This is a genomic window from Microvirga sp. M2, assembly GCF_047497095.1.
GTDB lineage: Bacteria > Pseudomonadota > Alphaproteobacteria > Rhizobiales > Beijerinckiaceae > Microvirga.
In genome coordinates this window covers 2,590,154-2,616,797 of the sequence record NZ_CP134063.1, presented here as the reverse complement: position 1 = coordinate 2,616,797, position 26,644 = coordinate 2,590,154, and the positions used below count along the sequence as shown (strand labels likewise).

Here is a 26,644-nt window from a genome sequence, read left to right as displayed (position 1 = left end):
CGGCGGATCGGATACGAGCTCCCGATCACCGGAAGAGCACGACGAAGGGGCGACGTTTCAGACAGCACGGTCATGCTTTGACCATGATTTCAGCTAGGTTATTTCCAAACCGCTCGCGCCAATCTGAAATGGAATGTTGAAGGAACGATCGTGCCGCTGAAGCAGAAAGGACATGGGATCTATTTGAATCGAACCGTTGTCGCTCTGCTCATCCTTGCAGGGATTACGGGTTGGAGCCTGTCTCTCTATTCCACATGGAATCTTGCAGGGCTCGATGAGCAGCTCCGCACGCAGTCGGCTGCGTTACAGGACTATCAGGCTCAATATTCGGCGCAACGCCAGAAGACCGAAGAGAGCGCCAGGGAACTCGCAGATCTCCGGCAGGAGCTTTCGAATGCCCAGTCGCAGATCCAGAAGCTCACGACGCAATCCGAGCAGGCTGCCGATGACATGGCGAAGGCGCGAGAGCAGCTGGCCACGGCGCAGCAGGGCGGTGCTTTTCCAGGCGTCGGAATGTCGCCGGAAATTCTGAGCATCAAGCCGCGCCCTACGAAAGAGGATATCGTGGCCGCTCAGGAAGCACTGTCGCAGCTGCGTTTCGGAACGATCAAGGCCGACGGTGCGATGGGTCCCTCGACACGTGAGGCCATCGAGAAGTTTCAGCGCGCGGCCGGGCTTCCCGTCACGGGCGAACTCCATGCCCAGACGCTCGTGACGCTCATGAGATCCGCCAAGGTCATGGCCGCGCAAAGCGACGTTCCTTGAACGACCCCTTCGGGAGCGTTGCGGCATCGAAACCAGGTTCATTCGGCCGGGTCTCGGACGGTCGTGGAATTCACACCGTGTTCACAACCTGTTGAACGGGCGGCAAGCCGCTACGGAATTTGCCGAAATTGGACTGCGCGTCGTCTTCCGGAATTTCAGCACGTAAAAATTTACCAATGAGTAACCTCGCCTTGGAAGTTTGCGGGCTCCTGCAACACCAAGGCGAGTATCTCGTAGATGAAAATCACAAGCACGGCCCTTGCTCTCGTCGTCCTTTCAAGCTCCTGCGCATTTGCGCAGAGCCCCCGCATGCTCGGATCGAACGAACGCTGGAGTGCTTGGAAAACGAGAGAAGGCAATATTTCCGCGTGCTACGTCTTTTCCGACGCGGCATCGAAGAAGCCGGAGCAGCTCGATCATGGGCGAGTGACGTTGTTCGTTCGCTGGCTCAATCGCGGCGCGGTTCGGACGGAAGCCAGTCTGCAAACAGGCTATGATTTCGCACCGACGGCGATCCATGTCGATGTGGATGGCAAGAGGTTCACGATGATCCCCCGCGGCAAGTACGCTTGGCTGCGTCGCACCGAACGCGAATCCGAATTCGTCCGCGCGCTCGAGAAGGGACGCGTGGCCACAATCGAAGCCACATCGAGGCGCGGCAACAAGACAGAGTACAGTTTTCCGCTGAAGGGTTTTACCGCCATGACGCGCAAGGCCCAACAGGGGTGCCGGTAAAGGCGCCGCTTCAGCATGCGGGTCGCTCATCGTTAAGCCTCTGCCCCGAATGTGCCTTCCACTTTCGGGGCCGATACGATAGCGAGCCTGTCGAAGCACCAGGGCAGGAGCCGGCAGGGAATGGCGGAACAGAGCGAAGGTAGGTTCTCCGGCGTGAGGTCGCCGGGCGATCGGTCACGGGACGAGTCCCGGGGCATTTTGCTCTCGGTGGTCACGGAACGAGCGGACAGCCTCGTCAAGCTCTTCTATGACACGCTCCTCGCGGACGAAGCCGCCTCGGCCTTTCTCAGCCACAGCACCGTGCACAACCGGCTCAGTCTTTCGCTGCGCAATTGGCTCCTGGAACTCCTGCACGCGCGATGGGATAACGATCCGTCCGCCTTCGATGAGCGCCAGAGGGCGATCGGCGACGTCCATGCCCGGATCAAGATTCCTATTCACCTGGTTCTTCAGGGGGCCTCCCTCATCAAGGAGGCGGTCTCGGCCCATCTCGTCAAGTTGGATCTCCCGCGCGAAGTTCTCGCAGAGGCGATCATTCTCCTCGACCAGCGCATCGATTACGCCATGCGCCTGATGAGTCAGGCCTATGTCTCGGGCATGGCGCGGCGGGCGCAGCTCGACGAGGCGTTCAAACTGTTTGCCCTGGGGCAGGATATTACGCTCGAACGGGAAAGCCAGCGCGCCGCGCTGATGGAGTGGAGCCAGAGCGTGCTGTTCTCCCTCTTCGGCAGCCAGGCGGGTGCCGATCTCAAGCCGATCTGCAGCTCACCCTTCGGGCTGTGGCTGCATCATCGTGCGAGCGTCATGTTCCAGGATGTTCCTGCTCTCGAAAGCATCGAGAGCGCCATGCAGCAGGTGGACAAGGTCCTGCTTCCGAAAATCGAGGAGGCTCGGGCGACGAACGGGCCCGATCTGACGGAAACACTCGGGCGGCTGCAAGCTCTCATCGAGCAGATGAAGTTCCTGCTCGCGGATCTCTTCCAGAGTGTCGCCGGGCTGGAAAACGGGCGCGATCCCCTCACGCGGACATTGAACCGTCGTTTCCTTCCATCCATTCTGAGCCGGGAGATTTCGATCGCCGGCAAGAACGGATCTCCGTTCACGATTCTGATGATCGATGTCGACCATTTCAAGCAGATCAACGATCGCTGGGGGCACTCCGCGGGGGACATGGTGCTGCGGCAGGTCGCCGAGGCTGTCCTCGACACGGTGCGTCTGAGCGATTTCGTCTTCCGGTACGGGGGCGAGGAGTTCCTGGTCGCGCTGGTGGAAACGGCTGCGGAGCCCGGATTCACGGTGGCCGAGCGGATCCGCGAGGCGCTCATGTCCCGGGAGATGCATCTTCCGGATGGAACGCATCTCACGGTGACGGCGTCCATCGGCGTTGCGGCCCATGAAGGCCATCCGGATTACGCCTACCTGATCGAGGCTGCGGACCAGGCCCTGTACCAGGCGAAGGAAAGGGGGCGAAACCGCACGGTGATCGCCGGCGCGAGCCCACGGCAGCCACTCCGTTAAATCATCCGTCGCGGGGGGGGGAACTCATCTCCGATGATCACGAGACGCGCAGCCATCGGCGCGGTTCGGTTCCCTCGTTCGCCTGCCCGGACAGGGCCCGGCAAAGATCGTTCATCGAAGCAAGATTGTGAATGGGCCTGAACTCGTCGACATGCGGCAGCATCGCGCGGATGCCCGAGGCCCGGGCCTCGAATCCGTCGAAACGAAGGAGCGGATTGAGCCAGATCAGCCGGCGGCTGGAGCGCATCAACCGGTCCATCTCGAAGGTCAGCTCTCGCGTCACGTTCCTCTCGAGGCCGTCCGTGAAGAGGAGAACGATAGCCCCTTGCCCGAGCACCCGGCGGGACCAGTGACGGTTGAAGTCGTGCAGGGCGTGAGCGATCCGCGTGCCGCCCTCCCAGTCCTGAGCGCGCTTCGATGCGCGCGCGAGGGCTTCATCGGGATCGCGGCTCGCCAGCTCCCGGCTGATATTGGTCAGGCGGGTTGCGAAGACGAAGGAGTGAACGCGCCGGCGCTTCTCCGCGATGGCATGCAGGAAATGCAGGAAAAGCCGGGAATACTCCGCCATCGAGCCTGATATGTCCACGAGCGCGACCACCGGCGCGTAGCGCACGGCGGGAGAGCGGTAAGCCAGATCGATCCCCGCGCCCGCACCCCGCAGCGACCGTCGGAAAGTCTTGCGCGGATCGATCCGCCGTCCCCGGGGATCCGGCAGGAAACGGCGCGTCACCATCTCCTCCTGCGGCAGGGACATTTCGGCAATGAGGCGCCTGGCGGCGGCGACCTCGGCGGCCGACATCTGCGCGAAGTCCTTCGTCTTGAGAATCTCGCGCTCCGAGACGGTGAGACGGGCCGTGAACTCGGCCTTCTCGACGGGCTCAGGCTGGTCCTGCCGCGGTGTCGCCAGGGCTTCGGCGACCCGCAATGCGCCGGCCTGCGGCTTCTTCTCCTCCTGTCCCCCGGGAGAGATCGGCGACATCTGGGCGATGAGTTTTTCGATCAGCGCACGCCGCCGCCAGAAGATTCTGAAGGCCTGGTCGAAGAGGATGCTGTGCTCGTGCCGCTTCACGAAGACGGCGTGGAGTGTCCAGTAGAAATCCTCGCGCGTGCCGATCCTTGCAGCCTCGACGGCCGCGATCGCATCGAGGACCGCGCCGGGACCGACCGGCAGGCCTGCGCTCCGCAGGGCTCGTGCGAAATAGGCGATGTTATCCCCAAGACGACCTTCGTCCCGCACAGGGGTGTCGGTCACTCCGGTGCCTCCAACGCATTCCTGACGCGGTCGAGCATCTCCTTCGTCCGGCTGCCCTGCATCTTCTGAATGTCGTCCTGATACTTGAGCAGAACCCCGAGCGTGTCCGACACGAGGGCCGGGTCGAGCGCCACCGCATCGAGCTCCACGAGCGCCGAGGCCCAGTCGAGCGTTTCGGCGACGCCTGGCGCCTTGAACAGGTCCTCTTTCCGGATCGCCTGCACGAAGGCCACGATCTCCCGAGAGAGCCGCCCGGGAGAATGCGGCACGCGGCTCCTGACAATGGCGAGCTCGCGCTCGGCATTCGGGTAATCGACCCAGTGATACAGGCAGCGCCGCTTCAGCGCGTCGTGGACCTCACGGGTGCGGTTCGAGGTGATGATGACGATCGGCGGATGTTCCGCCTTGATGGTGCCGAGTTCCGGGATGGTCACCTGGAAGTCCGACAGAACTTCGAGAAGGAAGGCCTCGAAGGCTTCGTCGGTGCGGTCGAGCTCGTCGATCAGGAGAACCGGCGCTCCGGCCGTATCGGGTTCGAGGGCCTGCAGAAGGGGCCGCTTCACGAGGTATCGTTCTGAGAACAGATCGCTTTCGAGGGTGTCGCGGTCGACGTTTCCGCCGGCTTCGGCAAGCCGGATGGCCATCATCTGACCGGCATAGTTCCACTCGTATACCGCCGATGCGACGTCGAGCCCTTCGTAGCATTGCAGGCGAATGAGGCTTCGCCCGAGCGCGGAGGACAGAACCTTCGCGATCTCCGTCTTGCCGACGCCGGCTTCTCCTTCCAGGAAGAGGGGGCGCCCGAGCTTCAGCGCGAGGAAGAGAACCGTCGCGAGCGGACGGTCGGCGACATAGCCGGCGCGTTCGAGAAGGGCTAGCGTCTCGTCGATGGAACCGGGTCGATCAGCCAAGGCTTCGATGCTCCCTGAGAAGACATGCCCGGGACACCCGGGCATGCATGCCTGTTCGCCTTCCTCCCAGTCTTGCAGCTGAGATACCCCAGAGCAAGGGCGGCGGTTCGCCGACGGCATCGGACGCGACATCGCACCCACATCCGATGCTGTCGGTCCATGGTCCTGACGTCCATGTCCTTGAGCATCTTGTCACGCAAAACCGGGTCCCACTTTTGCGTTCGATGCGCTAGCCGCGAGTGACCGCCACCTCCACCGCCCGGCGGGCCATGACGCCGACGAGATGAGCCCGATAGGCGGCATCCGCATGAATGTCGCTGTTCATCTCACCCTCCGGCACGGAGATGCCGTCGAGGGCTTCGACCGCGAAATTCCGGTTCAGGGCCGCCTCCATATCCGGCACCCTGAAGACGCCGTTGGAGCCCGCTCCCGTCACGGCGACCCGGACCCCATCCGCATGCTGGGCCACGAAGACGCCGACGAGGGCATAGCGCGAAGCCGGATTGCGGAATTTCGCATAGCCGGCCCGTGACGGAATGGGGAACGAGATCGACGTGATGATCTCGCCCTCATCCAGCGCCGTGGTGAAAATGCCCTGGAAGAAGTCGTCCGCCGGAATCGTCCGCTTGCCGGTGACGATCGTCGCATTCAGGGCGAGACACGCCGCCGGATAATCGGCGGAAGGGTCATTGTTGGCGACGGAGCCGCCCATGGTGCCGCGGTTGCGCACGTGCGGATCGCCGATCAGCTCCGCCAGCTCGGCCAGGGCCGGGATGGCTGCGCGGATATCGGCCGAGTTCGCGACTTCCGCGTGCTTCATCATGGCGCCGATCGTGATCGCGTCACCGGCCCGCTCGATTCCGCGAAGCTCCGCGATCTGGCCGAGATCGATCAGATCGGCCGGAGCCGCGAGGCGCAGCTTCATGGTCGGCAACAGCGTATGCCCGCCGGCGAGGAACTTGGCTTCCTCGAACCGACTCGCGAGGTCCGCGGCCTGCTGGACGCTCGTCGGGCGGTGGTATTCGAAAGCGTACATCCCTGTCCTCCCTTATTCCGCCGCCATGGGCATGCGTGCCTTCCGGGCCGCCCGCCAGACGGCCTGGGGCGTGGCGGGCATGGCGATGTCCTCGTGTCCGAGGGCATCCGTGATCGCGTTGATGACGGCGGGCGGAGCCGCGATGGCGCCCGCCTCGCCGCAGCCCTTGAGCCCGAGCGGATTCGAAGGGCAGGGCGTCACCGTCATGCCGACCTGGAACGACGGCAGATCGACGGCGCGCGGCATGCAATAGTCGTTGAAGCTGGCGGTCACGAGCTGCCCGCTCGGATCGTAGACGGCCCCTTCCAGGAGCGCCTGTCCGACGCCCTGAGCGATGCCGCCGTGAACCTGGCCCTCGACGATCATCGGATTGATGATCACGCCGAAATCATCCACCGCGGTCCAGCGTTCGATCGTGGTGACGCCCGTATCGGGGTCGATCTCGACCTCGCAGATGTGGACGCCGGCCGGGAAGGTGAAGTTGGTGGGATCGTAGAAGGCTCCCTCCTTCAGGCCGGGCTCGAGATCCTGGCCCGAGAACTTGTGGGCGATATAGGCCTGAAGGGCCACCTCGCCGAAGCCGAGCGTCCGGTCCGTGCCGGCGACGCCGAACTTGCCGTCCTTGAACTCGATGTCTCCCTCGGAGGCCTCGAGAACATGGGCCGCCACCTTCTTGCCCTTGGCGATGACCTTGTCGAGCGCCTTCGCGATGGCCGACATGCCGACCGCGCCGGAACGCGAGCCGTAGGTTCCCATGCCGAACTGCACCTTGTCGGTATCGCCATGGACGATGCTCACCTGGTCGATGGGAACGCCGAGCCGGTCCGATACGAGCTGAGCGAAGGTGGTCTCATGGCCCTGGCCATGGCTGTGCGAACCCGTGAGGACCTCGACGGAACCGGTCGGATTGACCCGCACCTCGGCGGATTCCCACAGGCCTACGCCTGCGCCGAGGGACCCCACCGCCTGGGAGGGCGCGATGCCGCAGGCTTCGATATAGCTCGAGAACCCGATCCCCCGCAGCTTGCCGCGCCGGGCGCTCTCCTGCTTCCTCGCCTGGAAGTTCGTGTAATCGGCGAGGTCGAGCGCCTTGTCGAGCGAGGCGGCGTAGTCGCCGGTGTCGTAGTTCATGATGACCGGGGTCTGGTGCGGAAACTGCGTGATGTAGTTCCTGCGCCGGAACTCCGCCGGGTCCTGGCCGAGTTCGCGTGCGGTCTTCTCGATGAGACGCTCGACCACGAAGGTCGCTTCGGGCCGTCCCGCTCCGCGATAGGCGTCGACGGGGGCGGTGTTCGTGTAGACCGCGTCCACCTCGCAATAGATCGCCGGGATGTCGTACTGGCCCGACAGGAGAGGGGCGTAGAGATAGGTCGGCACGGAGGACGAGAAGGTGGACAGATAGGCGCCGAGATTCGCGGTCGTATGGACCCGAAGGCCCAGGATCCTGCCGTTCTCGTCGGTCGCCATCTCCGCATGGGTGACATGGTCGCGTCCATGGGCGTCGGCGAGAAAGGCCTCGCTCCGGTCGGACGTCCACTTGACCGGGCGCTTGACCTTCTTCGCCGCCCAGACGCACACCGTCTCCTCGGCATAGATGAAGATCTTGGACCCGAAGCCGCCGCCGACATCGGGCGCGATGACGCGCAGCTTGTGCTCGGGCGCGACGCCGATGAAGGCCGACAGCACGAGGCGCGCCACATGGGGGTTCTGGCTTGTCGTGTAGAGCGTGTAGCTGTCCGTGCCGGGATCGTATTCGCCGAGGGCCGCCCGGGGCTCCATGGCGTTCGGCACCAGCCGGTTGTTGACGAGATCGATCGTCGTCACGTGCCTGGCCCGCGCGAACGCCGCCTCGGTCTCGTCCCGGTTGCCGAGATGCCAGTTGAACACGGTGTTGTCGGGCGAGACGTCATGCACCTGCACCGGCGCTTTGGCGGCGCCGGCGGTGTCGACCACGGCCGGGAGAACCTCGTAATCGACCACGATGGCTTCGGCGGCGTCCTTGGCCTGGGCGAGGGTCTCGGCGATCACCACCGCCACGTGATCGCCCACGTAGCGCACCTTTCCTTGCGCGAGTGCCGGATGCGGCCCCGCCTTCATCGGGGACCCGTCCTTGGAATGGATCATCCAGCCGCAGATGAGGCCCCCGATCCTGTCGGCGGCGAGATCCTCGCCCGTGAAGACGGCCACGACGCCCGGCATGATCCTGGCCGGGCCGGTATCGATGGAGCGGATGACCGCATGGGCGTGCGGCGAACGCAGAAAATAGGCGTAGGTCTGGCCGTGTCGATTGAAGTCGTCGACATATCGCCCTTGGCCGGTGACGAAACGCTGATCCTCTTTCCGGCGGACGGGGGCGCCGATCCCTGTTGCGGTCATGAAATCCTCCCTTGTCTTCCTACAGCGTCGGACGTGGAATCGAACTCACGTCCGATGCTTCAACATTTCGATCTTGAGCAGCCTTTCCCGCAAAACCGGTTTCCGCTTTTGCGCTCGCTGCCGCTTTGCTCTCGGCGGGGGCGAAAGCAGAGCGGCACCTCGGAGATGGCCCTGGGAAAAGCTTCTGCTTCGAGGCCCGCCTGCGCACCGCGCCTGTTCGCGGGAGCGTCGTGCCTTGAACGGGCGTATCGCGTCGCCTTACTCCGCCGCCCGCGGCAGCGGAGCCTGGGCCATGGCCTGCGCACCGGCGGCGACCGCCTTGACGATGTTGTGATAGCCCGTGCACCGGCACAGATTGCCTTCGAGCTCGGCCCGGATGGTCTGCTCGTCGAGAGCGTTCCCCTTGCGGTTCACGATATCGATGGCCGACATGATCATGCCCGGCGTGCAGTAGCCGCACTGGAGGCCGTGATGTTCGCGGAAGGCCGCCTGCATCGGGTGCAGCTCGCCGCCCTGGGCAATGCCCTCGATGGTGGTCACGACGCTCGCGTCCGCCTGGAGAGCAAGGATCGTACAGGCCTTCACGGCCTGGCCGTTCAGATGAACGACGCAGGCGCCGCACTGACTGGTGTCGCAACCCACATGGGTTCCGGTCAGCCGGAGATCGTCGCGGAGAAATTGAACGAGCAGGGTACGGGGATCGACATCTGCGGTGACGGATTGTCCGTTCACCGTCAGCGAGACGGTGGTCATGCGTGAAATCCTCCTCAGGCGCCGGCAACCCGGCCAACCTTAAGGCGGTCTCAGGTACCGACAGGTTTTCTTGTTGGACGACCGCGCGGGCGCGATCCATCAGACGCGAGTGTGAACCTCCCCCGTTGAGCGGTCAAGTACTGGAATATCGTGCCGAACGACGCCCATGATGGCTTACGCGGCGGACTCCGTCGGAGACAGGATTCTGGCGAAATTCCCGAAGAATTCGTCGGCGTATTTCTTGGCGACTCCGTTAATCAGGCGCCCGCCGAGCTGGGCGATCTTGCCGCCCACATTGGCTTCCACGTCGTAGATCAGCTTCGTGCCTTCCTCGACGTCCTCGAGGCGCACCTTCGCGCCGCCCTTGGCCCATCCGGCGACGCCGCCCTGTCCCTCGCCGCCGATGGTATAGCCGTTGGGCGGGTCGAGATCGGAGAGGGTGACGCCGCCTTTGAACGTCGCCTTCACGGGTCCCACCGAGACTTTGGCGATCGCCTGGAATTCGGTATCGCTGATCTTCTCCAGGTCCTGGCAACCGGGTATCGAGGCCTTCAGGATCTCCGGATCGTTGAGAGCGGCCCATACCGTCGCCCGATCGGCGGGAAGCGTGACTTCCCCTTGCATCGTCATCGCCATGCCGTTCCTCCCTCTGTCAAGCGGCCTTGATGCTAGAGCATCGGACTCGGGAAGTGGATTCCACTTTTGGCATCACTTCGATGCTTGCCCGATAGAACAGCGCATCGTTCCTGCGAAAAGCCGGGTCCGCATTTTCGCACGATGCGCCAGAGTATGTGCAAACCCGGCAGGCCCGTCACCTGCCAACCGTGGCCCCCATGCGCCGTCTATGGGGCCGTGTCCGGACCCTTACGGGTTCGGGTTCTCCTCGGAGGCCGTCGCCTTTGTCAGCGCCTCGACAACGGCATCGAAGGTGAGGAGGATGGAAGCATGCCGGGCTTTCAGGGCCCGCGCGGGCTCGAGCAGGGCCAGATCCCCCCATTTGCCGGCGGGGGCCGGTCCGCCCGTCTTCAGCATCCGGTGCATCTCCTCCCGAACGGTCCGGAGTTCCTCGGCCGTCGAGCCGATCACGTGACGCCCCATGATCGACGAGGAGGCCTGACCGAGGGCGCAGGCCTTGACCTCGTGCGCAAAGGCCGTGACGACATCCCCGTCGAGCTTCAGATGAACGGTGACCGTGGACCCGCACAATTTCGAGTGGGCCTTCGCGCTGGCATCCGCGTCCGGCAGCGTGCCGAGAAGCGGAATGTCGGCCGCGAATTCCAAGATTCTCCGGCTGTAGATCTCGTCCAGCATGCTGCCCGCGAGCCATCCGACAATGCGTCCTCGAAGCGGATCAGACGCCGCATACCGGTGCCTGTCAATGCCCTGGTCCGTCGCCCGCAGGCATTGCCTCGCATACCGGTTGCGGTCGAGGCCGCCATAGTGGCAGTATCGGTGAGCGAGCGTTCCTCGGAAGCGCTCGTTTCGCCGGGAAATCATCATGCTCTCGACCGATACGGATATCCTCAAGTCAGCGGAAGCCTGGAAGCGCGAGGGCAGGGGCGTCGCCATCGCGACCGTCGTCGAGACGTGGGGCTCGGCGCCGCGCCCTGTCGGCAGTCATCTGGTGATCGATGCCGAGACGAATTTTCTCGGATCCGTGTCCGGCGGCTGCGTGGAGGGCGCGGTCATCACCGAGGCGCTCGACGTCATCGCCGACGGACAACCGCGCATGCTCGAATTCGGAGTGGCCGACGAGACCGCCTGGCAGGTCGGGCTCTCGTGCGGGGGGCGGATCAGGATCTATGTGGAGCGCGTGGATTAGGATGCGCGACCTCTGTTCGTTCGCTCCTTCCGCCATTGCCCGTCCGAAGAGATGAAGGAAACCGCATGCGGCTGAGCCTCCTGGCTGATCTCAATACGGAGCGGGCGGCCCGGCGGGCCGCCGTCCTCGTGACCGATGTCGCTTCCGGCGAGCAGCGTCTCGTCCGAGAGGCGCAGGTCTCAGGCGACCCGCTCGCGCAGGAGCTGCGGGAGCGGCTTCGCGAAGGCAAGAGCGGCCTTGTCGAGCAGGGAAACCGGCAATTCTTCCTGGGCGTGCAGGCGCCGCCGGTGCGGGTGGTCGTGATCGGCGCCGTGCATATCAGCCAGGCGCTGGCCCCCATGGCCAGGGGCGTCGATTTCGACGTCACCATCATCGACCCGCGCACGGCTTTCGCGACGCCGGAGCGCTTTCCGGATGTGCCGGTTCGGGCCGAGTGGCCCGACGCCGTGCTGCCGGAGATGGGCATCGACCGGTATACGGCGGTCGTGGCGCTTACCCACGATCCGAAGATCGACGATCCCGCGCTCGCGGCGGCCCTGCGGTCGGAATGCTTCTACATCGGCGCGCTCGGCTCCCGCAAAACCCACGAGCGTCGCGTTCAGCGCCTGACGGCCTCCGGCTTCACCGAGACGGACCTCGCCCGCATCCATGCGCCGATCGGCCTCGATATCGGAGCCGTCTCACCCGCCGAGATCGCCGTCTCGGTTCTGGCGGAGATTGTCGCGACCCTGCGGAAAGAGCGGAGGCGTCCGGCGTGAAATTTGGTCCCGTTTCCGTCGATGAGGCCATCGGGGCGCTTGCTGCTCATAGCGTGCGGGCAGGCACAACGGTCGTGAAAAAAGGAACCGTCATCTCGGAGGACATCGCGCTGCAGCTCAAGCAGGCAGGCGTCGAGACGATCATCGCCGCCCGGTTCGAGCCGGACGACGTTGCCGAGGACAAGGCGGCGCTGCGGCTCGCCCGCGCCCTCGCGGGCGACAACATCGTCATCGAAGCCCCCTTCACGGGGCGCTCCAATCTCTATGCCGGGATTGCGGGCCTTCTCCTCGTTGACGCCAAGGCCATCGACGGCCTCAATGCGGTCGACGAGGCCATGACGGCCGCGACCTTGCCTGCCTACAAACCGGTCGTCGCAGGCGAGATGGTCGGCACCGTCAAGATCATTCCCTATGCGATACCGGAGCTCCTGCTGCGGGATGGGATCGCGCGGGCAGGCGAGAGCGCGCTGCGCGTCGCGCCTTACGCACGTCGCTCGGTCGGGGTGGTATCCACGCTCCTGCCCGGGCTCAAGCCGAGCGTCGTCGACAAGACCCTCGCGGCGCTCTCGCGGCGGCTGGAACCCGCCCAAGCGAGGATCGTGTCCGATCGCCGCATTCCTCATGAGGCGGCTCCCCTGGCGGACGAACTGGCCGATCAGGCCCGGAGCGACACGCAGCTGATCGTCGTCTTCGGCGCTTCGGCCATCGCCGATCGCCGGGACGTCATTCCATCCGCCATCGAGAAGGCGGGTGGACGGGTGGAGCATTTCGGCATGCCGGTCGATCCGGGCAACCTGCTCCTCGTCGGATCGATCGCGGGCAAGCCGGTGATCGGAGCCCCAGGGTGCGCCCGGTCTCCGAAGGAGAACGGATTCGACTGGATCCTGCAGCGCCTTCTGGCGGACGTGCCCGTGACACGGGCCGACATCATGTCTCTCGGGGTCGGCGGGCTTCTCATGGAGATCGTATCCCGGCCGCAGCCGCGCCAAGGCGGCGAAAGCGAGGGAGAGGAATGACCCGGGGACCGGGCGAGACCGCGGCCATCCTTCTGGCGGCCGGGCGCGGCACCCGTTTCGGCGCGGAGCCGAAGCTTCTGGCGCAGCTCGGCGGCAAGGCCCTGGTCCGCCATGCGGCCGAGGCCGCCGTCAAGTCCACGGCCCATCCGGTCGTCGTGGTGACGGGACACCGAGCCGCGGAGGTTCAATCGGCGCTCTCGGGGCTTCCCGTTCACATGGTTCACAACGCCCTGTTCGCTCAAGGGCTCTCGACATCGTTGAAGGCCGGCTTTTCCACGCTTCCGCCATCGGCCCGCGCCGCAATCGTCCTCCTCGGGGACATGCCCTTCGTGACGGCCGAGCTCATCGATGAGCTCGTGACCGGCTGGCGGGAAGAGGGGGAGCCGGCGGCTCTGGTTCCGACATGGAACGGGCAGCGTGGAAATCCGGTCGTGATCTCTCGCAAGCTCCAGGCCGCGATCGAGGGACTTTCGGGGGATGTCGGGGCGGGCCCCATCCTTCGCGCACGACACGACGTGCTGGAATGGCCGACCCATGATCCCGCCGTCGTGCAGGACATCGACACGCAGGAGGAATTCGCCGGGCACCGGCCTGAAGCCGGGTAAGGCGCGACGGCTATTCCTGTCTGGGACGCTCCGCCTCGGACCCTTGCTTGGCCCCTTGGATTCGGACGCGGCCGTGGACGACCTCATCCAGCTCCCCGGTGACGGGAGCTTCGGCTCCGGCCGTGGACCTCGCGGTCAATTCTCCCTGCCACCCTTCGGAGCGCCAGGAAGCCTGCTGCTCGTCGAGGTCCAGCACGCCTTCCTGATCCAGAATGCTGACGACTCGCTCGATGTCGTCGCTTTTCACGATGACCAGCGAGCCGCCCCGCATGACACCCTCGGCATAGGCATGCGCATCGGCCCGCGAAAGGCCCTCGTCCTCGAGGAATGACGCGAGATTGTGCGGGGTCGACCAGATGGCGATGGCATCCCGGGAGATACCGGCCAGCTCGAGGTGGTTCGCGGCGGCCGTTGCATGCGGCTCGCTGTGGAAGAGGGCAGTGACGGTCTTCGTCATTCGGATCTCCTGCAAGGCCGCGCGGTATCGATCTCGCGTGCACAAAGGCAAACTTGCACAAAGGCAAACCGGTCACACCGGACCGCGCGCTGTCGTGAGCACGGCACGTCGACCGGAGATTCAAAGGAACGGCCGAAACCATTGCAAGGTCTCATCCGGGGTCTGCATTGACCATTTGGTCGCGGGACACGCGCCGCCGATCGGAAACGTGCCAGCCTAAAACGCCGTTTTCGTCAGGATGAGAATGGCTCCGATAAGGACCAGGGCAAAAGCGGGCCAATGCGTCTTGAAGCTGAAGAACCGTGTGCTCTGCCGCGGTTCCAGGCTCGCCTCCGCCTTCGGCGAACTGCCAAGCCTCGCATCGCTCAGGCGCCCGCCCCAGAGAGCCAGAGCCGCTCCGTAGACCACGCCGCAGATGATGAGCAGGGCGCCGATCCAGATAAGGAGAAGTCGGGAATCCATGGAGCTCTCCCTGACCGCAGGACGGATGACCTTATCATGAATCTCGCGGTTCTGGGAGCAAGGACGGGCCGGCCATAGCTTGGCGGGACCACCATTTCCTCGACGACAACCGCTCCGTTTGCGAGTATGATCGCGCGACAGGTTGCGGTTGCGCGTGACCCTTCCCGGCGAAGCAACATGACCGTGATCTGGGCTGCCAAGGTTCAGCTTCGGAGGTGCGGCCATGGCTCAATTTCACATCGTCGCCGGCGCAAGCGAAACCCCGGCCCATCCGGTCATACGAAAAATCACGCCTGCCGACCTGAAGGAAGCGTTGTCGAGAGGTTTCGACGACTTCCTGGCCATGCCGTCCCATCTGGTGTTTCTCGGGCTGATCTATCCGATCTTCGGGGCGTGCCTCGCCGCACTCACGTTCACGTCGAATGCTCTGCCGCTTCTCTATCCGCTGGCGACGGGTTTCGCCCTGGTGGGGCCGTTCGCGGGCATCGGCCTTTACGAGATCAGCCGGCGGCGGGAGCTGGGCCTGCCCACGTCCTGGCGGGATGCCTTCGCGGTCCTGAATTCCCCCGCCATCCCGTCGATCATCGGCATGGGCGTCATTCTGCTGGTGATCTTCCTCGTGTGGTTGACCAGCGCGCGCATGCTGTACCAGTCCCTGTTCGGCTACGCGGCCCCCACGTCATATCCGGAGTTCATCCATCAGGTCCTGACGACCCCCGAAGGCATGAGGCTGATCGTCTGGGGCAACCTTCTGGGCTTCGTCTTCGCCATCGTGGTGCTGAGCATCAGCGTCATTTCCTTTCCGCTTCTGGTCGACCGGGATGTCGGCGTGGCCGTGGCGATCTATACCTCGGTCAAGGCGGTCGTCGAAAATCCCCTCATGATGGCGCTCTGGGGCCTGATCATCGCGGCGGCGCTGCTCGTCGGCTCCATTCCCCTGTTCGTCGGGCTCGCCATCGTGATGCCGGTGCTCGGACATGCGACCTGGCATCTTTACAGGCGCGTGGTGGAACCGCCTCCGGCCGAGGAGACCCATCCGGCGGACAGGGCGGTCCTGCGGTCTTTCGACGGCACCTGACGAGGGCATCGGACGTGACAAGCGGAATCCACTTTTGCGTGGAAAGATGCTCAAAACCAAACTGTTAAAGGATCGGATGTGGGTTCGGTTTCATGCCCGATGCTGTAGGTCGCAGCCGGAAGTCGCCCGACGTCAGTGTCCGGCGGCAAAGAACGTGAGCCGTGACAGGAGCGTGTGGTCCGACTCGAAGACCATGATGGCCACGAACACCAGGAGCGCGCTCATCGGCACCAGGATGACGTAGACCAGCGCCAGACGCTCCCAGGCCATGTGCATGAACACGGCGACGATGAGCCCCGCCTTCAGCAGCATGAACAGGATAATGAGGGAATATCGGAGACCGCCCTCGAGCTGGAAATAGTCGACCAGATACGAGCCGGTGCTCAGGATGAACAGCCAAGCCCAGACGACGAGGTAGAGCTTGATCGGATGCTGCTGCCCCTGCACGTGAGCCGATGCGCCTGCCGTTGCCTGTGCCATGGAAAGCCCCTCACCACAGATAGAAGAATGCGAAGATGAAGACCCAGACGAGATCCACGAAGTGCCAGTAGAGCCCCATGATCTCGACGGCCTCGTAATTGCCCTTGCGGCTGGTGAAAAAACCGCGGCGGCGATCGTCGAAATCGCCCCGCCAGACCTTTCGGGCGATGGCGAGCAGGAAGATGACGCCGATCGTCACATGGGTTCCGTGAAAGCCCGTGATCATGAAGAAGGTGGAGCCGAACTGAGCCGCCCCCCAGGGATTGGCCCAGGGGCGCACGCCTTCGTGGATCAGCTTGGTCCACTCGAAGGCCTGCATGCTGACGAAGGTCGCGCCGAGCAGCGCCGTCAGCAGCATCAGCATGGCGGTTTTCCTGCGGTCGCGGCGGTAGCCGAAATTGACCGCCATCGCCATGGTTCCGCTGCTGCTGATCAGGACGAAGGTCATGATGGCGATCAGGAGAAGCGGGAGAGGCCTGCCGCCGATGGTGAGGGCGAAGACCTCGCTCGGGTTCGGCCATGGGACGGTCGTCGACATCCTCGCGGTCATGTAGGCGATCAGAAAGCTGCTGAAGACGAAGGTGTCGCTGAGCAGGAAGATCCACATCATCGCCTTGCCCCAGGGCACATTCCTGAAGGCCTGTCTGTCGGAGGCCAGGTCGACGGCGATGCTGCGCAATCCGGAATTGTCGTCGCGGGCTGCCTGGAGGTTTGAAAAGGCTTGCTCGGTCATGCCAGGATATCCCTTCAGCTCAGTACCTGCCGGCAAATGACGAGGAAGGTCCCCGCCCAGCCCGTCAGGATGCTCAACAGGACGAGCCAGACCGCAAGCAGGAAGTGCCAGTAAGTGGCGCAAAGGTCCACGCTGAGCTGCAGGCGGCGGATGGGTGCGCCTCGCCACGCCTTCGAAGCGGTTCCTCCGAGGGCAACAAGACCGCCGATGACGTGCAGCCCGTGAATCCCCGTCAGCACGTAGAAGAACGCATTGGCCGAATTGGACGCAAGGACGTATCCGTCCGCCGTCAGCTGGCGCCAGGCCAGAACCTGCCCGGACACGAAAGCCAGTGCGGTCACGCCCGCCGCGAGAAGGCCGATCTTGAGCCTGTCCTCATCACCGTCGCGAGCCGCGTTGCGCGCGCTCTGCAAGGCGACGCTGCTGAGAACGAGCATCGCCGTGTTCAGCCAGAGCACCTTCGGAAGCGGGACGTCGCGCCAGTCCGGGAACTGCATCCGCATCGCATAGGCGCTGATGAAGAGCGCGAAGAGGGAACCGACGACCGCCAGGAAGACGCCGAGCCCGACTTTCTCAGCCGACGGCGGCGAGGGCCCCGATACCGGCTCTTCGAGAACGCCCTGTTCCAGCCAAGGCTTCGACATCACTCCCTGGCGCAGAAGCCACCAGGTTCCGATCGTGAAAAGCGCCGTCAAAAAAAGCAGGATGCTACCCATGGACGGCTCCCGACGGGACCTGAGCGTTGGGTTGATTTTGCGGGATGAAGTCCTCCGCCGCGCCCGGAACGCTGTAATCGTAGGCCCAACGATAGACCACCGGCAGCGTCTTGCCCCAGTTGCCGTGCGGAGGGGGCGTTTCCGGAGTCTGCCATTCCAGGGTGGTCGCCCGCCAGGGATTGCCGCCGGCCGTGCGCCCGTTCCGGAGACTCCAGAACAGGTTGAAGACGAAGAGCAGCTGGGTCGCGCCCACGATCAGCGCCGCGATGGTGATGAAGGCGTTGAGCGTATGGGCGGAGGGTGGGACGAAGCTCATTTCGCCGATCTCGTAATAGCGGCGCGGGACCCCCATGAGGCCCAGATAATGCATGGGGAAGAAGATCGCATAGGCGCCGAGGAACGTGACCCAGAAATGAATTTTGCCGAGCGTGTCGTTCATCATCCGGCCGGTCACTTTCGGGTACCAGTGATAGATCGCGCCGAAGATCACGAGGATGGGGGCGACGCCCATCACCATGTGGAAATGGGCCACCACGAACATCGTGTCGGAGAGGGGAACGTCCACCACCACGTTGCCGAGGAAAAGACCCGTGAGCCCGCCGTTCAGGAAGGTGACGATGAAGGCCAGCGCGAAGAGCATCGGGACGGTGAGGTGGATGTTCCCGCGCCAGAGGGTCAGGATCCAGTTATAGACCTTGATCGCCGTCGGGATCGCGATGATGAGCGTCGTCGTGGCGAAGAAGAACCCGAAATACGGGTTCATCCCGCTCACGTACATGTGGTGCGCCCAGACCACGAAGCTCAGCGCGCCGATGGAGATAAGCGCCCAGACCATCATGCGATAGCCGAAGATGTTGCGCCGCGCATAGGTGCTGATCAGATCGGACACGATGCCGAAGGCCGGCAGGGCGACGATGTAGACTTCGGGATGGCCGAAGAACCAGAAGAGATGCTGGAAGAGCAGGGGGCTTCCGCCGCTGCGCTCCAGAGGCTGGCCCATCTCGACGATCGACGGCATGAAGAAGCTCGTGCCGAGCGCCCTGTCGAACAGCATCATCACGGCGCCGACGAACAGGGCCGGAAAGGCGAGCAGCGCCATGAAGCTCGCGGTGAAGATGCCCCAGACCGTCAGGGGCATGCGCATCAGGGTCATGCCGCGCGCCCGGGCCTGAAGCACCGTCACCACATAGTTCAAGCCGCCCATCGTGAAACCGATGATGAAGACCATCAGGGAAACCAGCATCAGGATGATGCCCCAGTCCTGTCCCCCGGGGGTGCCCGACAGGATCGCCTGCGGAGGATACAGGGTCCATCCGGCGCCGGTCGGCCCGCCCGGTGCGAAAAAGCTCGCGATCAGGATCAGCACGGCCAGGAGATAGACCCAGAAGCTCAGCATGTTGACATAGGGAAAGACCATGTCGCGCGCGCCGACCATCAGAGGGATCAGGTAGTTGCCGAAACCGCCGAGGAAGAGCGCCGTCAGCACATAGACCACCATCATCATCCCGTGCATGGTGATGAACTGGTAATAGGCGTTGGCGTCGATGAACGAAAAGACGCCGGGAAACCCGAGCTGCAGGCGCATCAGCCACGACAGCACGAGAGCGATCAGGCCGACCGAGAGGGCGGTGAAGGAATATTGGATGGCAATGATCTTCGCGTCCTGGCTGAAGACGTATTTCGTCACCCAGCTATGGGGGTGGTAGAGCTCGACATCTTCGACATCGGGGGCGGGGACCGCTCCGATGGAACCTAGCGGGACATCAACCATCAGGACGCACTCCCTGGCCGTTCCTTCGCCCCCTTGTCACCCGGCAGCCGGTACCCTGTTCATCGGGCTTCCGGCGCGGCCCGCGCGAAATCGCGCGGCTCCTGACCTTGCAGCCATGCCTGGTAATCACTCTGCTCCTGCACGACGACGGTTCCGCGCATCTGCGGATGCCCTACGCCGCAGAGTTCCGCGCAGAGGATCTCGAAAGTACCGGTCCGGGTCGGCGTGAACCAGATATAGGAGACCTGGCCCGGCACCAGGTCCATCTTCGCCCGCATCTCGGGCACGTAGAAATCGTGAATGACGTCGACGGACCGCAGCAGCGCCTTGATGGGCTTGCCAATAGGCAGATGCAGCTCGCCGCCCTCGATCACGACATCGTCCTGTCCCGCCGGATCCTCGCGGCTGATTCCGAGAGGGTTGTCCGGGCTGATCAGGCGTGCGTCGGATGCGCCGAGCCTGCCGTCGGGCCCGGGCAGCCTGAAGCTCCATTGCCATTGCTGGCCGACGACCTCCACGTCCGTCGCATCCTGCGGCACCGTGATGAACTGCCTCCAGACGAACAGGCCCGGCGTCAGCATGGCCGCGACGCCCACTCCCGTGACGATGGTCAGCCACAGCTCCAGCCGTTTGCTCTCCGGCTCGTAATGCGCCTGCCTCCCGGGCTGATAGCGGAAGCGATAGACGCAATAGGCCATGAACAGAACGACGGCGACGAAGACCGCCCCGGCGATCCAGAAGGTCATGATGATCGTGGTATCGATATAGGCCCAGTTCGACGCGATGGGCGTCCACCACCAGGGGCTCAGGAGATGGAAAACCACCGAGCCGACAGCGACCAGAACCAGTATGAGCGCTACAGCCATCCCCGTTCATCCTTACCTGTAGAGGCTGTCGGTATGAAACAGAAGGCGACACGTTCTCGGCTAAAGCAATCGCTCCAATGAAGCTGAAAACCGCTTTAGACGAACCAGGGGAGAGCGCATGGAACGCCGCGTCCTCCGAAAGAACCTCCACCTTCGTCGAGCCGTGGAGGTTCCTGTCAAGTTCGCTCAAAAGCTATACCCAACGCCCGCATTGGTCAATGATCGGACAGGAGGTGCGTCTTGAAGGCACACAGCGGAGCATCCCGGTCGAGCGTTCCGCAGCCGGGCAGGTGTGTCGTGAGCGGCCGGGCAACCGCCCGATCCGGAGACGAGCGCCGAACCGCTCGGCACCGCCTCGCTGCTCATCCCGCGAGGTGACTTTGCCTTCGGAGGAGCCCTTCCGATGGAGCGCCGCCTCGGCGGCCGCGCGGTCAGAACCCGTCGTCGGGCCCGTCCGCGCAGCGGTAGCCGACAAAGCACTGGGCCGCGTCGTCGCTCGGCACGTAGGCAGGCTGCGGATATTGATCGACCTGGCAGTAGCGGGCATCCCTGACGAAACGGCCATAGGTGTATTGGCCCGTGCTCAGGACAACTGCGCCACGGGCGTCCACCAATGCGCGGTCGGCCTCGCACGGCCGGCCCGTGGTCGATGGGCCGACCTGCGCCAGCGCCCCTGTCGCCACGAAGGCCAACGCAAGAACAGCGGTCAATCTGATCATAATGGCCTCTCCATTGCGCGTGTTCTCGAGCATCGGACGTGAAAAGTGGATTCCACTTTTGGGATTCCCTCCGATGCTCCCTTCCTGGAAAGAGCGCATCGTTCTCGCGAAAAACCAGATCCGCTTTTTCGCACGATGCGCGAGGCGGGGGCGTCACGGGATGGCGCCCCGCCGTTTCTACTCGTTGCTGGCCCGCACGAACCGGGGCATGGCTTCCAGCGACTGCCTGGTCGCGTTCGCCAGCACGATCTGGCCGTCCTTGAGCGTGAACTGGCTGACGGGCACCGCCGTCAGGTGCTCCCCGAGATCGATGAAGCCGCCGGTGCCGACGATGGCGTAGGTGGCCACCTTGTCGGGCGCGACGATGAGATCCACGACATGGCCGACCCGCTCTCCCTTGTCGTTGTAGATCTCGTGCCCGAGGATCTGGTCCTTCACGCTGAAGCCGCTGTAGAGCGTCCGGACGTCCACGACCGCGATGCCGACGGTCGACGAGCCGGCGACAGGGCCTGGTCCGGCGCTGCCGGTCGTTGCCGGAATGCCGGCGCTCGTCGGCGTCGACACGAGACTGTTCTGATCCGCCGCCGTGAGCCGCTGCTCGGCCGGCTCCACCTTCGGCGGCTTCCAGGTGCCGTTCAGAATCGAGGGTGAGGTCTCCTTGGGCCAGTAAAGCCGCAGCATCAGGTTCATGTCGCCTGCCGGAGCCGGCAGCCAGTTGGCCTCCTTGGCGGCTCCAGGGGACTCGTTCTGGAGATAGAGATCGATGGATCCGTCGGGGTTCGGCGTGAGCTGGTTGCGCTGGCTCAGGGTGTAGCGATTGAGGGGATTGGCGACGAAGAAGTAATTCCCATCATACATCGTCAGCGACCAGAAGCCGTCGACCGGAGGCAATTGCCCCTTGTCGAAATGGATGACGTATTTCCCCTTTCCGGTCAGTTTCCCGCCCGCCGAGTCCACGCCGGTCGTGGGGTAGACTGCGTCCTGGGGCAGGTTGGCGCCAAGCCCGACGGCGGTGACGGTGGCGCGCTTGAGATAGTCCGTTCCGTAGCGCCCGAGCGTCGTGGCGACGACCCAGCCGTTTTCGAGCGTGCCGACATTGGGTATGCCCGCGGTGATCTCCTCCCAGCCGGCCCGGTGGGCGCGCTCGACACCCTTGGCCATCTCGGGATCGAGCTGGCCGATATCAAACGGGCGCCCGGGCACGATGCCGATCTTCGCCATGCGGGCGAGCATCGGGGCGTCCTCCGGCGAGGGCGGGTTGTCCTTCATCAGTTGGGCCAGCAGGTTGAAATAGGGACCGGGATCCATCCGGTTGACCTGTTTGCGCACGGCCGTCTTCATGTCGATTCCGGTATCCACCTTGCCGGCCGGCGGCGTGTAGGGCTTGCCGTAGGCGCTGAGCGGCACGAGCCCGATCTGGTCCTGGATCGCCCAGACGGCCTTGTAATCCTCCGGCGTGCCAGACGAGTAGATCCGGCCGATGAACCAGACCATGTCGGTCGGGGATTTGATCTCCCGGACCCCGTCCGGCAAGGCGCCCTTCCAGCCTGGGCCGGTGATGGCATAGGTCTGGGGTCCGGTGCCGGTGGTGCGCTTGCCCGGGCTGGCGATGATGTCGGTCCAGGCCGAGAGCATGGGGAACAGGTAATAGCGCCCGTTCATCTCGGGCAGAGAGAGCACAAAGGGCTCCTGGGCGACATTGATGAAACCGGAGGTATAGAGCGTGTCGGCGTTGGGCGCGGTCACTTCGCGAAAAGCCGCGGTCGGGTATTCGCGCAGGCTGACCAGCTGGCCCATCGGAGCGTGATTCCCGCTGGGCTGGGCGACATTGGTGATGATGCGCCGGGTCATCTCCATGGTGACCAGCGGATAGCCGTAGACATAGGCGTCCTTGGCGATGGCGAAGGCTTCCTGCTCCTTGAGGCTCATGGCCGAGAGGGCCCGGCCGGCCTCGACGGGCTGCGCCCGGCCGAGGGTTGCGCCAAGGGAGGTGAGGGCGGTCGCCATCAGGGCCGCCATGGCGATCCGCGAGAGACGTGAGTTGGTCATGGGGCAGCTTCTCCTGTGTCGTCCGTGACAGCGGTGGGCACCATTCTGCGCCTCGGGAGCGGGCATCGCTTGATCGAACTGGACAATCGGTTGCCATCTCAGGACAGGGGAAGCGCGGGAATATTCCGCGACCTTCCCGGTTGGGAGAGCACTCTGGATCTGGTGTCTGCGTCGCCTGCGTTGGTCCTCGGTTCCGGACACGGAAAGTGAGGAAATGCATGGGCGCCCCCCTGCAGGTCCGGACGGCGTTTTGCGCCGTTGCCCTGGCGCTGCTTCAGATCACCATCGGGCCCGACGGTGGCGTCCCGCGAGCCAGCGCCCGAGAGACCCGCACCCGAGAGACCCGCGCCCAAGAGGCCAGTGCCCAAGAGGCCAGTGCCCATGAGAGCCGAGCATCCTGTGTGGATCCTTCGGCCTGGCGAAGCTGTGAAGGTTGTTCATCCGACGATGGGTTGAGAGGGTGGGTCTCGGCTCCTTTCAGAACCGGGCGCTGATGCCGATCAGCGGACCGTGCTGAAGCATGTCGAACTCGTAGCGCTGCCGCCCCTCACCCTGGGTATAGTCCACAGAGAGGGCCCTGTACCCGATCACGCCCGAGAACGTGACGCCCTGGTATGTGCCGAGCTCGAATCCGTAGGCACCGATCACCTGCCACGAGAACTGGCTTCCGACCCCGAACCCGCCGATATCGCCCCGCAAGAGGAGTTCGTGCCCCGGCGCCATCGTGTAGCGCAGCCGCGCCCCGATGATCGGATCGACCCAGTCGACGGACCCGGAGCGGGCGAAGGCCCGCGTTCCCTCGATCTGGAGTTCGCCGATGTCGAGCCCGGCCGTGACAGCCAGGGAGAGGTCGGCCTCCTGATGCCAGTAGCGGGCCCCTCCGAGGAGATCGAAGGCCAGCGGACCGGAGCGAGCGACCTCGTAGGCCGCTCCGGCTTCGGCGATGGCCATCTCGATGTCGAGGCCGATCGATGTACCGAGGGTTCCGGTCACTCCGGGTGCCAGGGCGCGGCTGCGGACCTTGCCGCGGTCGACGCCGATCTTGGTCCAGACCACGTTGGTGAAGAGCGCGATCGGGCCGTTGCGAGCCTCGACATCGCCCATCAGGGCCACCAGCGTGTCGCTCTCCTTGACGATGTCGATGAAACTCGCATTCACCTTGACCGAGCGCCCGCGCACGGTCTGGGTGCCATTCAGCGAGGTCAACCAGCCATACGGCACGACACGGAACGTCCATGACGGCGGCATCGGCAGCGCCTCGACGACGGGCTGGGGCGCCGGAAGATCGGCCGCACCTGCAACCCCTCCCGTTCCGGCGATGACACAGAGCGACAGGACGAAGTGGCGGAACAAGCGCGCTGGAGCATCGGACCCAAAAGTGGATTTGCACTTTTGGGATCGAATCCGATGCTCACTCTTAGAAGAGCGCATCGTTCCTGCGAAAAACCGGATCCACTTTTTCGCACGATGCGCAAGGGGCACGCCCGACGACGGGGGGTGAATGACCGGTCTCACCTGGACCTCCTCGCAATCCCATTTCAGGACATCAGATCATGCTCAACCCCGGGTTGCTAGATCATCGGGCGGGCCCGATAGCGCAAATCCACTTTTGGGCCCGTTCGATGCTCCCTTTGGGAGAGCGCATCGGATTCGACCCCGAAAGTGAATGCGGCTTTTCACGTCCGATGCTCTCGGTCCGCCGGTTCAGTCGGCCTGGCGCGAATGGACCGATCGCTCGATCTGCTGCTTGACCGCCTCCATGTTGAAGCTCGCCCCCTTCTGCATCGGCGGGAATTCGATGAGGCTCTGAGCGGCCTTCTCGACTTCCTGCTGCACGAAGACGAAGCGCCAGAACTGGGTGACGAACCAGTTGTAGTAGGCCAACGATCCGTTCTTGCCGTCGGGCATGCCCGTGCGCTCGAAGGGGTCCAGCCGAAGATTGACCAGAATCGGCCAGTCCACCTTGTCCGTCGCACCCAGCCACCCGTTGGGCTGATCGGTGAAGCGGTACTTGAAGTCGCCGATCCGCACCGCGCTCAGCGTCGACTCGGTGAGATAGTAGATCTCGTTCCGCTTCGAGGGACCGTTGCCGGTCATGAGCGCGGTCTGGTCATAGCCGTCGAGATGGACCTTGTAGGTCATGTCGCCGATCTTCTTGCCGGACTTGAGCTCGTCGGCGATGGCCGGGTTGCCGGCCGCCGCGACGAGAGTCGGGAACCAGTCGAGACCCGACACGATGCTGTTCTCGACCTTGCCCGCCGGCACCTTGCCGGGCCAGCGGACGATGGCCGGCACCCGGAAGCCACCTTCGAGCGCCGTGCCCTTGCCGCCGGCGAACGGCGTCTGTCCGCCGTCGGGCCAGGTGAAGTTCTCCGCGCCGTTGTCGGTCGTGAAGACCACGATGGTGTTATCGGCGAGACGATTGTCGTCCAGGTACTTCATGACCGAGCCGACGACGTCGTCGAGCTGCGCCATTCCGGCTTCCTGGACGCTCCAGCCGTTCTCGGGCGTGCGCATGGCCTCGTATTTTTCCGACAGATGCGTGATGACATGCATCCGGGTCGGGTTGAGCCAGACGAAGAACGGCTTGTTGTCGCTGCGGGCCTTGTCGACGAATTTCAGCGTCGTATCGAGGATCTCGTCGTCGACGGTCTCCATCCGCTTCGGGCAGAGCTGGCCGGCATCCTCGATCCGCTGCTTGCCGATCCGTCCCCAGCGCGGCTGCTCGCTCGGATCGTCCCGATCGGTCGCGAAGCTGTGGACCATGTTGCGGGGCCCGATCGTATCGCGCAGCGCCTGCGGATAGTTCGGGTGACACGGATCCTCCATCGCGTCGAGGTGATAGAGATAGCCGAAGAATTCGTCGAAGCCGTGCACGGTCGGCAGGAACCTGTTCAGGTCGCCCAGATGGTTCTTGCCGAACTGGCCGGTGGCGTAACCCATGGACTTGAGCACCGTGGCGATGGTCGGCGCCTCATCGGGAATGCCGAGAGGCGAGCCGGCCTGCCCGACGGTGGTCAGCCCGGTGCGGATCGGCAATTCGCCCGTGATGAAGTTTGCGCGCCCGGCCGTGCAGCTCGCCTCGGCGTAGTAGTCGGTGAAGCGCATGCCCTGCGACGCGAGCCGGTCGAGGTTCGGCGTGCGACCCGCCATTATGCCCTGATTGTACGCACCGATGTTGTTCCAGCCGATGTCGTCGCCCATGATGACGATGATGTTGGGCCGGGCAGATGCCTGGGCGGCAGGCGCCTGTGCGGCGGCGGGCGCCAGGGCGGCGGCGGAGACGAGCGCGGTCGCTCCCAGAAGGGCCGCCTGCGTCGCGCCACGCGCGCGGGCAAGGACCCGCTTCAGCCGCGATCCGGCGCCCGTGGGCGCGGTGGAGAGATCCGTGGACGTTCCATGAGGCATGGGGAAACTCCTCTGTCAGGTCTTTGGGGCATTTCGCCTGACACGCCGGAAGCTGACACGGCTTGTCGAGGTGTCGACGGACTGGGAAAAACGGGCCGCAGGCCGATATCGGTCGCAGCAATTCGGGGCCCGTATGGCGGTGAGATCGAAGGCGGTCCGGGATCGACCAGAAACATATGACGACGAGCCTTTCACGTCAGCCGGGCCTTTGCCTCGCATCACCTGGATGCGGCTGAGGACGTCGACGGAGCTCGGGACGCCGCCGTGTAACTCGAGAGCACTGTGCTCGAGGGCACTATAGAGAGTGCTGAGAAGCCTGCTTGACCGAAGAGGACGCGGGCTTGACAGTTTGCGACCG

At 64.3% G+C, this 26,644-nt stretch carries 26 protein-coding genes and 1 pseudogene; 8 read left to right on the top strand and 19 right to left on the bottom strand.

Annotated elements, in window-relative coordinates; translation table 11 throughout:
- The first annotated feature begins 183 nt into the window (after nucleotides 1–183).
- From RE429_RS12400 to RE429_RS12390, 3 genes are all read left to right on the top strand, one after another.
- Nucleotides 184–765 (top strand): peptidoglycan-binding protein, encoded by a 582-nt coding sequence (locus RE429_RS12400; protein WP_414471074.1) that lies wholly within the window; start codon nucleotides 184–186, stop codon nucleotides 763–765.
- 309 nt (nucleotides 766–1,074) lie between these two features.
- A complete protein-coding gene (locus RE429_RS12395; RefSeq protein WP_414471073.1) occupies nucleotides 1,075–1,500 on the top strand; it encodes a hypothetical protein in 426 nt (141 codons plus the stop codon).
- A 120-nt stretch (nucleotides 1,501–1,620) separates the two neighbouring features.
- Entirely contained in the window at nucleotides 1,621–3,018 is a 1,398-nt protein-coding gene (locus tag RE429_RS12390) for a diguanylate cyclase (protein WP_414471072.1), read from the top strand.
- 37 nt (nucleotides 3,019–3,055) lie between these two features.
- On the opposite strand, the gene RE429_RS12385 is transcribed toward RE429_RS12390, so the two are convergent.
- The 7 genes from RE429_RS12385 to RE429_RS12355 all read right to left on the bottom strand — a co-directional run bounded on the left by RE429_RS12385 (nucleotide 3,056) and on the right by RE429_RS12355 (nucleotide 10,657).
- On the bottom strand, nucleotides 3,056–4,270 hold the full coding sequence (locus RE429_RS12385; protein WP_414471071.1) for a vWA domain-containing protein: 1,215 nt from the start codon (nucleotides 4,268–4,270) through the stop codon (nucleotides 3,056–3,058).
- On the bottom strand, nucleotides 4,267–5,181 hold the full coding sequence (locus tag RE429_RS12380) for an AAA family ATPase (protein WP_414471070.1): 915 nt from the start codon (nucleotides 5,179–5,181) through the stop codon (nucleotides 4,267–4,269). Before RE429_RS12380 ends, RE429_RS12385 begins: the two co-directional genes overlap by 4 nt.
- A 229-nt stretch (nucleotides 5,182–5,410) precedes the next feature.
- The gene (locus RE429_RS12375; RefSeq protein ID WP_414471069.1) at nucleotides 5,411–6,217 is read right to left on the bottom strand and encodes an FAD binding domain-containing protein; all 807 of its coding nucleotides are present in this window, start codon (nucleotides 6,215–6,217) and stop codon (nucleotides 5,411–5,413) included.
- Nucleotides 6,218–6,229: 12 nt separating this feature from the next.
- Nucleotides 6,230–8,593 carry a xanthine dehydrogenase family protein molybdopterin-binding subunit gene (locus RE429_RS12370; RefSeq protein WP_414471068.1) on the bottom strand — a complete coding sequence of 788 codons (2,364 nt, stop codon included), beginning with the start codon at nucleotides 8,591–8,593 and terminating at the stop codon, nucleotides 6,230–6,232.
- A gap of 258 nt (nucleotides 8,594–8,851) precedes the next feature.
- Nucleotides 8,852–9,346, bottom strand: a complete 495-nt coding sequence (locus RE429_RS12365; RefSeq protein ID WP_414471067.1) for a (2Fe-2S)-binding protein — start codon at nucleotides 9,344–9,346, stop codon at nucleotides 8,852–8,854.
- 174 nt (nucleotides 9,347–9,520) lie between these two features.
- The gene (locus tag RE429_RS12360; protein ID WP_414471066.1) at nucleotides 9,521–9,982 is read right to left on the bottom strand and encodes an SRPBCC family protein; all 462 of its coding nucleotides are present in this window, start codon (nucleotides 9,980–9,982) and stop codon (nucleotides 9,521–9,523) included.
- Nucleotides 9,983–10,210: 228 nt separating this feature from the next.
- Nucleotides 10,211–10,657, bottom strand: coding sequence for an iron-sulfur cluster assembly scaffold protein (locus RE429_RS12355; protein ID WP_414474184.1), 447 nt, complete (start codon nucleotides 10,655–10,657; stop codon nucleotides 10,211–10,213).
- A 187-nt stretch (nucleotides 10,658–10,844) separates the two neighbouring features.
- On the opposite strand from RE429_RS12355, the gene RE429_RS12350 reads away from it, so the two are divergent.
- The 4 genes from RE429_RS12350 to RE429_RS12335 all read left to right on the top strand — a co-directional run bounded on the left by RE429_RS12350 (nucleotide 10,845) and on the right by RE429_RS12335 (nucleotide 13,547).
- Complete coding sequence (locus RE429_RS12350) at nucleotides 10,845–11,168, top strand: XdhC family protein (RefSeq protein ID WP_414471065.1); 324 nt, start codon at nucleotides 10,845–10,847, stop codon at nucleotides 11,166–11,168.
- A 65-nt stretch (nucleotides 11,169–11,233) separates the two neighbouring features.
- Nucleotides 11,234–11,926, top strand: coding sequence for an XdhC family protein (locus tag RE429_RS12345; protein ID WP_414471064.1), 693 nt, complete (start codon nucleotides 11,234–11,236; stop codon nucleotides 11,924–11,926).
- The gene (locus RE429_RS12340) at nucleotides 11,923–12,942 is read left to right on the top strand and encodes a molybdopterin-binding protein (protein WP_414471063.1); all 1,020 of its coding nucleotides are present in this window, start codon (nucleotides 11,923–11,925) and stop codon (nucleotides 12,940–12,942) included. The genes RE429_RS12345 and RE429_RS12340 overlap by 4 nt, the downstream gene beginning before the upstream one ends.
- On the top strand, nucleotides 12,939–13,547 hold the full coding sequence (locus RE429_RS12335) for a nucleotidyltransferase family protein (protein ID WP_414471062.1): 609 nt from the start codon (nucleotides 12,939–12,941) through the stop codon (nucleotides 13,545–13,547). The genes RE429_RS12340 and RE429_RS12335 overlap by 4 nt, the downstream gene beginning before the upstream one ends.
- Before the next feature lie 10 nt (nucleotides 13,548–13,557).
- On the opposite strand, the gene RE429_RS12330 is transcribed toward RE429_RS12335, so the two are convergent.
- Both RE429_RS12330 and RE429_RS12325 read right to left on the bottom strand, forming a co-directional pair.
- A complete protein-coding gene (locus RE429_RS12330; protein ID WP_414471061.1) occupies nucleotides 13,558–14,004 on the bottom strand; it encodes a hypothetical protein in 447 nt (148 codons plus the stop codon).
- Nucleotides 14,005–14,220: 216 nt separating this feature from the next.
- Nucleotides 14,221–14,466, bottom strand: coding sequence for a hypothetical protein (locus tag RE429_RS12325; RefSeq protein ID WP_414471060.1), 246 nt, complete (start codon nucleotides 14,464–14,466; stop codon nucleotides 14,221–14,223).
- Nucleotides 14,467–14,689: 223 nt separating this feature from the next.
- Here RE429_RS12325 and RE429_RS12320 point away from each other — a divergent pair, with 223 nt between their 5' ends.
- Nucleotides 14,690–15,544, top strand: a complete 855-nt coding sequence (locus RE429_RS12320) for a DUF2189 domain-containing protein (protein WP_414471059.1) — start codon at nucleotides 14,690–14,692, stop codon at nucleotides 15,542–15,544.
- 132 nt (nucleotides 15,545–15,676) lie between these two features.
- Here RE429_RS12320 and RE429_RS12315 read toward each other — a convergent pair whose 3' ends face one another.
- The 10 genes and pseudogenes from RE429_RS12315 to RE429_RS12270 form a co-directional block, all read right to left on the bottom strand.
- Nucleotides 15,677–16,024, bottom strand: a complete 348-nt coding sequence (locus RE429_RS12315) for a cytochrome C oxidase subunit IV family protein (RefSeq protein WP_414471058.1) — start codon at nucleotides 16,022–16,024, stop codon at nucleotides 15,677–15,679.
- A 10-nt stretch (nucleotides 16,025–16,034) separates the two neighbouring features.
- Entirely contained in the window at nucleotides 16,035–16,757 is a 723-nt protein-coding gene (locus RE429_RS12310; protein ID WP_414471057.1) for a heme-copper oxidase subunit III family protein, read from the bottom strand.
- A 14-nt stretch (nucleotides 16,758–16,771) separates the two neighbouring features.
- Nucleotides 16,772–17,473, bottom strand: a complete 702-nt coding sequence (locus RE429_RS12305; protein ID WP_414471056.1) for a cytochrome c oxidase subunit 3 — start codon at nucleotides 17,471–17,473, stop codon at nucleotides 16,772–16,774.
- Complete coding sequence (gene ctaD / locus RE429_RS12300; protein ID WP_414471055.1) at nucleotides 17,466–19,244, bottom strand: cytochrome c oxidase subunit I; 1,779 nt, start codon at nucleotides 19,242–19,244, stop codon at nucleotides 17,466–17,468. The genes RE429_RS12305 and ctaD overlap by 8 nt, the downstream gene beginning before the upstream one ends.
- Before the next feature lie 59 nt (nucleotides 19,245–19,303).
- Nucleotides 19,304–20,110 (bottom strand): cytochrome c oxidase subunit II, encoded by an 807-nt coding sequence (locus RE429_RS12295; protein ID WP_414471054.1) that lies wholly within the window; start codon nucleotides 20,108–20,110, stop codon nucleotides 19,304–19,306.
- Nucleotides 20,111–20,541: 431 nt separating this feature from the next.
- Nucleotides 20,542–20,829, bottom strand: a complete 288-nt coding sequence (locus tag RE429_RS12290) for a hypothetical protein (RefSeq protein WP_414471053.1) — start codon at nucleotides 20,827–20,829, stop codon at nucleotides 20,542–20,544.
- Between the two features lie 177 nt (nucleotides 20,830–21,006).
- Complete coding sequence (locus RE429_RS12285; RefSeq protein WP_414474183.1) at nucleotides 21,007–21,204, bottom strand: hypothetical protein; 198 nt, start codon at nucleotides 21,202–21,204, stop codon at nucleotides 21,007–21,009.
- A gap of 234 nt (nucleotides 21,205–21,438) precedes the next feature.
- Nucleotides 21,439–22,848, bottom strand: a pseudogene (locus tag RE429_RS12280) (DUF1254 domain-containing protein); the annotation flags it as partial.
- Nucleotides 22,849–23,355: 507 nt separating this feature from the next.
- A complete protein-coding gene (locus tag RE429_RS12275; protein ID WP_414471052.1) occupies nucleotides 23,356–24,231 on the bottom strand; it encodes a hypothetical protein in 876 nt (291 codons plus the stop codon).
- Nucleotides 24,232–24,582: 351 nt separating this feature from the next.
- The gene (locus RE429_RS12270; protein ID WP_414471051.1) at nucleotides 24,583–26,286 is read right to left on the bottom strand and encodes an arylsulfatase; all 1,704 of its coding nucleotides are present in this window, start codon (nucleotides 26,284–26,286) and stop codon (nucleotides 24,583–24,585) included.
- Nucleotides 26,287–26,644: the final 358 nt, after the last annotated feature.

Bases quoted from the DNA above. Each gene is read 5' to 3' on its own strand.
- RE429_RS12395 (WP_414471073.1), top strand. From the start codon at position 1,075: ATGCTCGGATCGAACGAACGCTGGAGTGCTTGGAAAACGAGAGAAGGC.
- RE429_RS12390 (WP_414471072.1), top strand. From the start codon at position 1,621: ATGGCGGAACAGAGCGAAGGTAGGTTCTCCGGCGTGAGGTCGCCGGGC.
- RE429_RS12375 (WP_414471069.1), bottom strand. From the start codon at position 6,217: ATGTACGCTTTCGAATACCACCGCCCGACGAGCGTCCAGCAGGCCGCG.
- RE429_RS12370 (WP_414471068.1), bottom strand. From the start codon at position 8,593: ATGACCGCAACAGGGATCGGCGCCCCCGTCCGCCGGAAAGAGGATCAG.
- RE429_RS12365 (WP_414471067.1), bottom strand. From the start codon at position 9,346: ATGACCACCGTCTCGCTGACGGTGAACGGACAATCCGTCACCGCAGAT.
- RE429_RS12360 (WP_414471066.1), bottom strand. From the start codon at position 9,982: ATGGCGATGACGATGCAAGGGGAAGTCACGCTTCCCGCCGATCGGGCG.
- RE429_RS12355 (WP_414474184.1), bottom strand. From the start codon at position 10,657: ATGCTGGACGAGATCTACAGCCGGAGAATCTTGGAATTCGCGGCCGAC.
- RE429_RS12350 (WP_414471065.1), top strand. From the start codon at position 10,845: ATGCTCTCGACCGATACGGATATCCTCAAGTCAGCGGAAGCCTGGAAG.
- RE429_RS12345 (WP_414471064.1), top strand. From the start codon at position 11,234: ATGCGGCTGAGCCTCCTGGCTGATCTCAATACGGAGCGGGCGGCCCGG.
- RE429_RS12335 (WP_414471062.1), top strand. From the start codon at position 12,939: ATGACCCGGGGACCGGGCGAGACCGCGGCCATCCTTCTGGCGGCCGGG.
- RE429_RS12330 (WP_414471061.1), bottom strand. From the start codon at position 14,004: ATGACGAAGACCGTCACTGCCCTCTTCCACAGCGAGCCGCATGCAACG.
- RE429_RS12325 (WP_414471060.1), bottom strand. From the start codon at position 14,466: ATGGATTCCCGACTTCTCCTTATCTGGATCGGCGCCCTGCTCATCATC.
- RE429_RS12320 (WP_414471059.1), top strand. From the start codon at position 14,690: ATGGCTCAATTTCACATCGTCGCCGGCGCAAGCGAAACCCCGGCCCAT.
- RE429_RS12315 (WP_414471058.1), bottom strand. From the start codon at position 16,024: ATGGCACAGGCAACGGCAGGCGCATCGGCTCACGTGCAGGGGCAGCAG.
- RE429_RS12310 (WP_414471057.1), bottom strand. From the start codon at position 16,757: ATGACCGAGCAAGCCTTTTCAAACCTCCAGGCAGCCCGCGACGACAAT.
- RE429_RS12305 (WP_414471056.1), bottom strand. From the start codon at position 17,473: ATGGGTAGCATCCTGCTTTTTTTGACGGCGCTTTTCACGATCGGAACC.
- ctaD (WP_414471055.1), bottom strand. From the start codon at position 19,244: ATGGTTGATGTCCCGCTAGGTTCCATCGGAGCGGTCCCCGCCCCCGAT.
- RE429_RS12295 (WP_414471054.1), bottom strand. From the start codon at position 20,110: ATGGCTGTAGCGCTCATACTGGTTCTGGTCGCTGTCGGCTCGGTGGTT.
- RE429_RS12290 (WP_414471053.1), bottom strand. From the start codon at position 20,829: ATGATCAGATTGACCGCTGTTCTTGCGTTGGCCTTCGTGGCGACAGGG.
- RE429_RS12270 (WP_414471051.1), bottom strand. From the start codon at position 26,286: ATGCCTCATGGAACGTCCACGGATCTCTCCACCGCGCCCACGGGCGCC.